6 protein-coding genes are annotated in these 5,868 nt (G+C 69.0%); 1 reads left to right on the plus strand and 5 read right to left on the minus strand.

Annotated elements, in window-relative coordinates; all coding sequences use genetic code 11:
- Nucleotides 1-29: 29 nt before the first annotated feature.
- The 3 genes from AB0E63_RS46055 to AB0E63_RS46065 all read right to left on the minus strand — a co-directional run bounded on the left by AB0E63_RS46055 (nt 30) and on the right by AB0E63_RS46065 (nt 2,637).
- Entirely contained in the window at nt 30-1,010 is a 981-nt protein-coding gene (locus AB0E63_RS46055) for a DUF5926 family protein (RefSeq protein WP_360381141.1), read from the minus strand.
- A gap of 58 nt (nt 1,011-1,068) precedes the next feature.
- Complete coding sequence (locus tag AB0E63_RS46060; protein ID WP_360381144.1) at nt 1,069-1,485, minus strand: ATP-binding protein; 417 nt, start codon at nt 1,483-1,485, stop codon at nt 1,069-1,071.
- A gap of 273 nt (nt 1,486-1,758) precedes the next feature.
- Nucleotides 1,759-2,637: a glycerophosphodiester phosphodiesterase family protein gene (locus AB0E63_RS46065; protein ID WP_360381147.1), complete on the minus strand. Its 879-nt coding sequence runs from the start codon at nt 2,635-2,637 to the stop codon at nt 1,759-1,761.
- A 98-nt stretch (nt 2,638-2,735) separates the two neighbouring features.
- Between AB0E63_RS46065 and AB0E63_RS46070 the strand changes: the two genes are divergently transcribed.
- Nucleotides 2,736-3,713 (plus strand): zinc-binding alcohol dehydrogenase family protein, encoded by a 978-nt coding sequence (locus AB0E63_RS46070; RefSeq protein WP_360381149.1) that lies wholly within the window; start codon nt 2,736-2,738, stop codon nt 3,711-3,713.
- Nucleotides 3,714-3,754: 41 nt separating this feature from the next.
- Here AB0E63_RS46070 and AB0E63_RS46075 read toward each other — a convergent pair whose 3' ends face one another.
- Together AB0E63_RS46075 and AB0E63_RS46080 are read right to left on the minus strand one after the other, a co-directional pair.
- Nucleotides 3,755-5,092, minus strand: coding sequence for an LLM class flavin-dependent oxidoreductase (locus tag AB0E63_RS46075; protein WP_360381152.1), 1,338 nt, complete (start codon nt 5,090-5,092; stop codon nt 3,755-3,757).
- Nucleotides 5,089-5,796, minus strand: coding sequence for an ABC transporter ATP-binding protein (locus AB0E63_RS46080; RefSeq protein ID WP_360381154.1), 708 nt, complete (start codon nt 5,794-5,796; stop codon nt 5,089-5,091). Before AB0E63_RS46080 ends, AB0E63_RS46075 begins: the two co-directional genes overlap by 4 nt.
- Between the last annotated feature and the right edge of the window lie 72 nt (nt 5,797-5,868).

Here is a 5,868-nt window from a genome sequence, read left to right on the forward strand (position 1 = left end):
GTGCACCCGGGCGTTCGGCTTCTCGGTGGTCAGCGGATGGTGAGCTGGCGGCTGGAGAGACCGGCCTTGGCGGCGCGTTCTTCGGTGGTCAGCGGGGCCTCGGTGGCGAGGGCCTTGTCCAGGGCCACGGCGAAGTCGGCGGCGGGCTTCTCGACGTCGGCGGCTTCGGTGTCGGCGGGGAGCTCCCAGACGGGGGCCAGGACGCCGAGGGCGCGGAAGGAGCCGATCAGGCGGCTGCCTTCGATGAGGGCGGACGAGCCGGCGGCGTGCAGGCGGGCGAGGGCGTCGAGCAAGGTGTCCTCGCTGTGCGGCAGCACCCAGCGCAGGTAACGGCGGTCGCCGATCTGCGTCCAGTAGGCGCCCTCGACGGACTCCAGCCGCACGGTCGGGGCAGCAGCCGCGTTCGCACGCTCCAGGCCCGCGGCGACCTCGCCGGTCGGGTCCTCGACGTTCTCGCCGACCCAGAAGTCGAAGCCCTCGTGGACCTTCACCTCGATCGGCTTCGAGGTGTCGATCAGGTCCTGCAGCCGCGGACCCTCCTTCATCAGGTCGCCGAGCTGGATCGGGTTGCCCGGCTCGGTGTGCAGCGCGGCGGTGATCGCGTGGCCGAGGTCGCGGCTCGGGTCACCGGACGACGCCTGCGTCTGCAGGCCGATCCAGATCGACTCGTCGTCGCGGACCAGGCCCGGCATCGCCATCGGCAGCAGGGTGACCAGGTTGACCACCTTGCCCGCGGCATCCTTGCCGGCGTCGGCGGTCAGCACGATCTCCGCCGTACCCGACGGGACGATCTCGCGGAACGCGATCAGGTCACACTCCGACGGCAGGCCCTCGAACGGCCGCACCACGAAGGTGTCCGCCGCCTGCGCCCGCTCCCGGCCATGGCACTGCTTGAACCGCTTGCCCGAACCGCACGGGCATGGTTCCCGCTGGCCGACGTTCACCAGGTCGGCCGGATCGAGCGTGACGGTCGTCGTGTTCTTCGCGCGCTGCCGCGACTTCTTTCCCATAACCCCGCAGTCTGGCAGCCGACCACGCCCCACGGCCAACCCGCCGGGGGTACGACGGTCAGTTCGGGATGATCGCGTGGACGGTGCGGTGGGTGGCGGCGGTGCGCACGTCCCAGGTCGAGGTGAGGATGTCGACGATCGCGAGACCGCGGCCGCCGATCGACTCAGGATGGGTGTCGCTGATCCGTTGCGGTTCGGTGTCGCCGCGACCGTCGGTCACCTCGACGTGGATGCCGGCCTTGTCGATCCACCAGGCCGCGCGGACTTCACCAGCCGGCAACGGCGGGGCGTACCGGATCGCGTTCGAGAGCAGCTCGGACAGGACGAGCTGGGCGTCGTCGGAGGCGGTTACAGCGACCCGGTAGCGCTTCAGGTATGCGGCCAGACGGCGCCGGGAGTCGGCTACCGCGGACACGTCGTGCGGCAGTACGACGTCCACAACGCTCACGTCGGCGGGCAAGGTCGCAGAGGACAAGCAGGGTCTCCTCGATGATCGGTACAGCCACCATCACATCTGCCCAGCTTCCGGCTCCGGAAAACCATCGCAAGTATTCCGTTACATAGCCGACTGCCACACACGCGTAAAGCCGAAGAAACCGAGACGAAATCGACAGAAATGAACGTTGCAATAACGGCCCGCATTCACTCCGCTACGTATCCGCACTGCGTGACACGCGCCACACAAAACTCCCGTGATGTGTAACAAACTTCGTCGCCTCGGGCGGCGTCCTACCCCTTCCGCGGCCGGCTAGGACTGCCGGCGGTCGCGGCGCCGAGGTGGGTAGGTGACCGTCGGAACCGGCGGCTTGACGGGTTCGGCGAGGGTCTTCAGCGCGGCCTCGGGCCGATCGGAGATGATCGCGTCGACGCCGATGTCGCGGCAGTGCCGGACGTCAGCCTCGGCGTTGACGGTCCAGACATGGACCTGGTGCCCGTGCTTGTGCGCGCGATCGACGTACTCCGGGTGCGCGGTGACGATCTCCAGGCTGGGACCGGCGTACGAGACCCCGGTCGGCAGCGAACCGTCGCGGAAGCGGAGCGGTACGCGGTCCATCAACAGGACCGTTCGGAGACCCGGTGCCATCGTCCGCAGCCGGCGTAGCGACAGCCAGGAGAAGCTCATCACCCGCACCGGGGACTCCGTGCCCACCTTCGGATGCGCCCAGCCGTAGCGGTCGAGGGCCTCGATCAGGCGGCGTTCGACCAAACCTGCGTACCGGGTCGGGTGCTTGGTCTCGATCGCCAGCTCGACCGGACGGCCGGCGTCGCGCACGGTGGAGAGCAGTTTGTCGAGGGTCAACACCTTCCGCATGTCGGGACTCGGCAGCTCGGCCTCATCGTCGAGATCCACCCACGGGGTCTTCCAGGAACCCCAGTCGAACGCCTCGAGCTCCTCGAGGCTCATCGTGGACAGCACACCACGGCCGTTGGAGGTGCGCTCGATCCGGCGGTCGTGCACGCAGACCAGATGTCCGTCCGCGGTGAGCCGGATGTCGCACTCGAGACCGTCGGCTCCCACGTCGACCGCCCGGCGGTACGCCGCCAGCGTGTGCTCGGGACTGATCTCGCTGGCGCCACGGTGGGCCACCACTCTTGGGCGCGTCTTTCCAAGGAAGCTCTGTCCCATATGGACAACTCTGTCACCCCGTCAGGTGAGGAAGTCACGGAGGCACGCCGATCGTTGGAAAACGGTTTCTCATCACCCGGCCGAGCGAGGATGGGCGCATGGAGATGCGGGCGATCGTGCTGGACGGTCCGGGTGCGCCGGAGGACATGCGGGTACGACGGGTTGCCGTCCCGGAGCCCGCAGCCGGATGGGTCCGGATCAAGGTGGAGGCGTTCGGCCTGAACCGGTCGGAGTACCACCTGCGCGCGGGGTTCGCGACGAACGCGCGGTTCCCGGTGATTCCGGGGATCGAGGCGGCCGGGACCGTCGACGCGGCGCCGGGCGGCGAGTTCGAGCCGGGCCGGCAGGTGGTGGCGATGATGGGCGGGATGGGCCGCGAGTTCGATGGCGGGTACGCCGAGTACACCGTCGTACCGGCGTCGTCGGTCATCCCGGTGACGACGGACCTCGACTGGGCCACGCTCGGCGCGCTGCCGGAGATGCTGCAGACGGCCCACGGTTCGCTGCACACCGGCCTGGCGATCGAGCCCGGGCAGACGTTGCTGGTCCGCGGCGGTACGTCGTCCGTCGGGGTCGCAGCCGCCGTACTGGCGAAGGAGCACGGGCTGACCGTGTTCTCGACGACGCGCAATCCCCAGCGCACCGAGGTGTTGCGCGAACTCGGGGTCGACTACCCGATCGTTGACGATGGCAACGTTGCGGAGAAGGTCCGGGAAATCCTGCCCGGCGGGGTGAACGCGGCCCTCGAACTCGTCGGCACAAATGTCCTGCCGGACACCCTGAAGGCGACCGCGGTGCACGGCACGGTGTGTTTCACCGGAATGCTCAGCGACAACTGGACGATCCCCGACTTCTACCCGATCGGCTATCTCCCGAACGGCGTCCGGCTGGCGGCGTACGGCGGCGAGAGCAGCGACCTCCCCGCAGAGGCCTTCCAGCAGTACGTCGACCTGGTGGCGGCCGGCAAACTCCCGATCCGCATCGATCGGGTCTTCACGATGGATCAGATCGGCGAAGCCCACCGGATCATGCAGGACGGCCAAGCCGTTGGGAAGCTGGTCGTCCGCGTCGACTGAGCTTGTGCCGGCCCTGCCACCTGACAGGGCCGGCACAAGGATCAGGCGGTCGCCTCCTGCAGCGCCTTGCTGCGGCCTACCGGGCGAGCCAGGCCGTAGTGGTCGCGCAGGGTCGTGCCTGTGTACTCGGTGCGGAACAGACCGCGCGCCTGGAGGATCGGGATCACCTCGTCGACGAACGTGGTCAGTCCGGATGGGAGGACCGGCGGCATGATGTTGAAGCCGTCGGCCGCGTCGGATTCGAACCAGTGCTGGATCGCATCCGCCACCTGTTCCGGCGTACCCGTGAAGGTGCGGTGCCCGCGGCCACCGCCGAGGCGGCCGATGAGTTCGCGGACGGTCAGCTTCTCGCGCCGGGCCAGGGTGACGATGAGCGTGTAGCGGCTCTTGGCACCCTCGATCTCGTCCTCGTCGGGGAGATCCGCGGGCAACTGCTCGTCGAAGGGCAGGTCCTCCGGCTTGACCTTCAGCGTCTTCGCCAGCTGCAGCCGCGCGTAGTCCGGCCGGATCAGCGAATCCAGCTCACGCTCGAGCCGCTGCGCCTCCTCGACCGTCCCACCGATGACCGGCACGATCCCGGGCAGGATCTTCACCGACGACGGATCGCGGCCGAGTGCCGCGGCCCGCGCCTTCAGATCCCGGTAGAAGTCCTGCGCGTCCTCCAGCGTCTGCTGGGCCGTGAAGACCGCCTCGGCGTACCGCGCCGCCAGTCCCTTGCCGTCCTCCGACGACCCGGCCTGCACGATCAGCGGGTGCCCCTGCGGCGACCGCGGCAGGTTCAGCGGGCCTCGCACCTGGAAGTGCCGCCCGACATGGTCGATCGGCACCACCCGGTCGTTCACCGCCCACACGCCGTCCGCCTTGTCCGCGACCGCCGCGTCGTCCTGCCACGAGTCCCACAGCTTGTACGCCACCTCGAGGAACTCCGCGGCCCGCTCGTACCGCTCGGCGTGCGCCGGCTGATCCGCGAGATTGAAGTTCCGGGCCGCCTCCGGACCCGCCGTGGTCACGACGTTCCAGCCCGCGCGCCCACCACTGACGTGGTCCACGCTGGCGAACCGCCGGGCCAGGTTGAACGGCTCGTTGTACGTCGTCGACGCGGTGGCGATCAGCCCGATCCGCGAGGTCGCCGCCGCAATCGCGGTCAGCAGCACCGTCGGCTCGAGCGTCCCGGCCGGCCGGCGGCCAACGTCCCCGAGCAGCACCGGCGAGTCCGCGAAGAACACCGAGTCGAACTTGCCGCGCTCCGCGGTCCGGGCCAGCCCCTGGTAGTGCTCGACCGAGGTGTTGGCGAACGGATCGCTCTCCGGCAACCGCCAGGAGGCCTCGTGGTGCCCTGTGCTCATCAGGAACGCGTTCAGATGCAACTGCTTGCTCACAACGAAACTCCCAACGCGTCGAGAAGCCGCGACCGGACCGCGGCGAATCCTGGATCGGCCGGGCTACGGGACGCACCCAGCTCGACCACCTCTTCAGCGACCAGCCGGCCCTCGTCGAGCACGATCACCCGGTCGGCGAGCACGATCGCCTCGTCGACGTCGTGCGTCACCAGCAGTACGGCGGGCTGGTGGGCGGCGCACAACTTCCGCAGCAGCACATGCATTTTCAGCCGGGTCAGTGCATCCAGCGCCCCGAACGGCTCGTCCGCGAGCAGCAGTTCCGGCTCGCGCACCAGCGACCGCGCCAGTGCGACCCGCTGCTGCTCACCGCCCGACAACTCGTTCGGCCAGGCCTTCTCGCGCCCGGCGAGCCCGACCTCCTCGAGACTCTCCCGGCCGCGGTCGAAAGCACCCGGCAGCCCGAGGACGACGTTGTCCAACACCCTTGCCCAAGGCAACAACCGCGAGTCCTGGAAGACTACGGACACATTGGCCGGTACGACGAGCTCCCCGGAGCCGGCCACATCGGAGTCCAACCCGGCCAACGCCCGGAGCAACGTGCTCTTCCCGGATCCACTCTTCCCCAGCAGCGCCACGAACTCACCCGGCGCGATATCCAGGTCCAGCCCATCGAGTACGGCGCGATCGTCGTATCGGCGTACCAGGTCCCGAACCTGGACGGTCGCGGTTATGAGCGCGGTCATGGGGCCTCCCGGCCTGGACTGAGGAGTGGAGGGAGCGAAGCGACTGGAGCGACGAGGGCCCCACGATGTGAG

It is taken from the genome of Kribbella sp. NPDC026596, from assembly GCF_040638415.1.
In the GTDB taxonomy this organism is placed as follows: Bacteria; Actinomycetota; Actinomycetes; order Propionibacteriales; family Kribbellaceae; genus Kribbella.

Coding starts and splice junctions, on each gene's coding strand:
- AB0E63_RS46055 (WP_360381141.1), bottom strand. CDS start 1,010: ATGGGAAAGAAGTCGCGGCAGCGCGCGAAGAACACGACGACCGTCACG.
- AB0E63_RS46065 (WP_360381147.1), bottom strand. CDS start 2,637: ATGGGACAGAGCTTCCTTGGAAAGACGCGCCCAAGAGTGGTGGCCCAC.
- AB0E63_RS46070 (WP_360381149.1), top strand. CDS start 2,736: ATGGAGATGCGGGCGATCGTGCTGGACGGTCCGGGTGCGCCGGAGGAC.
- AB0E63_RS46080 (WP_360381154.1), bottom strand. CDS start 5,796: ATGACCGCGCTCATAACCGCGACCGTCCAGGTTCGGGACCTGGTACGC.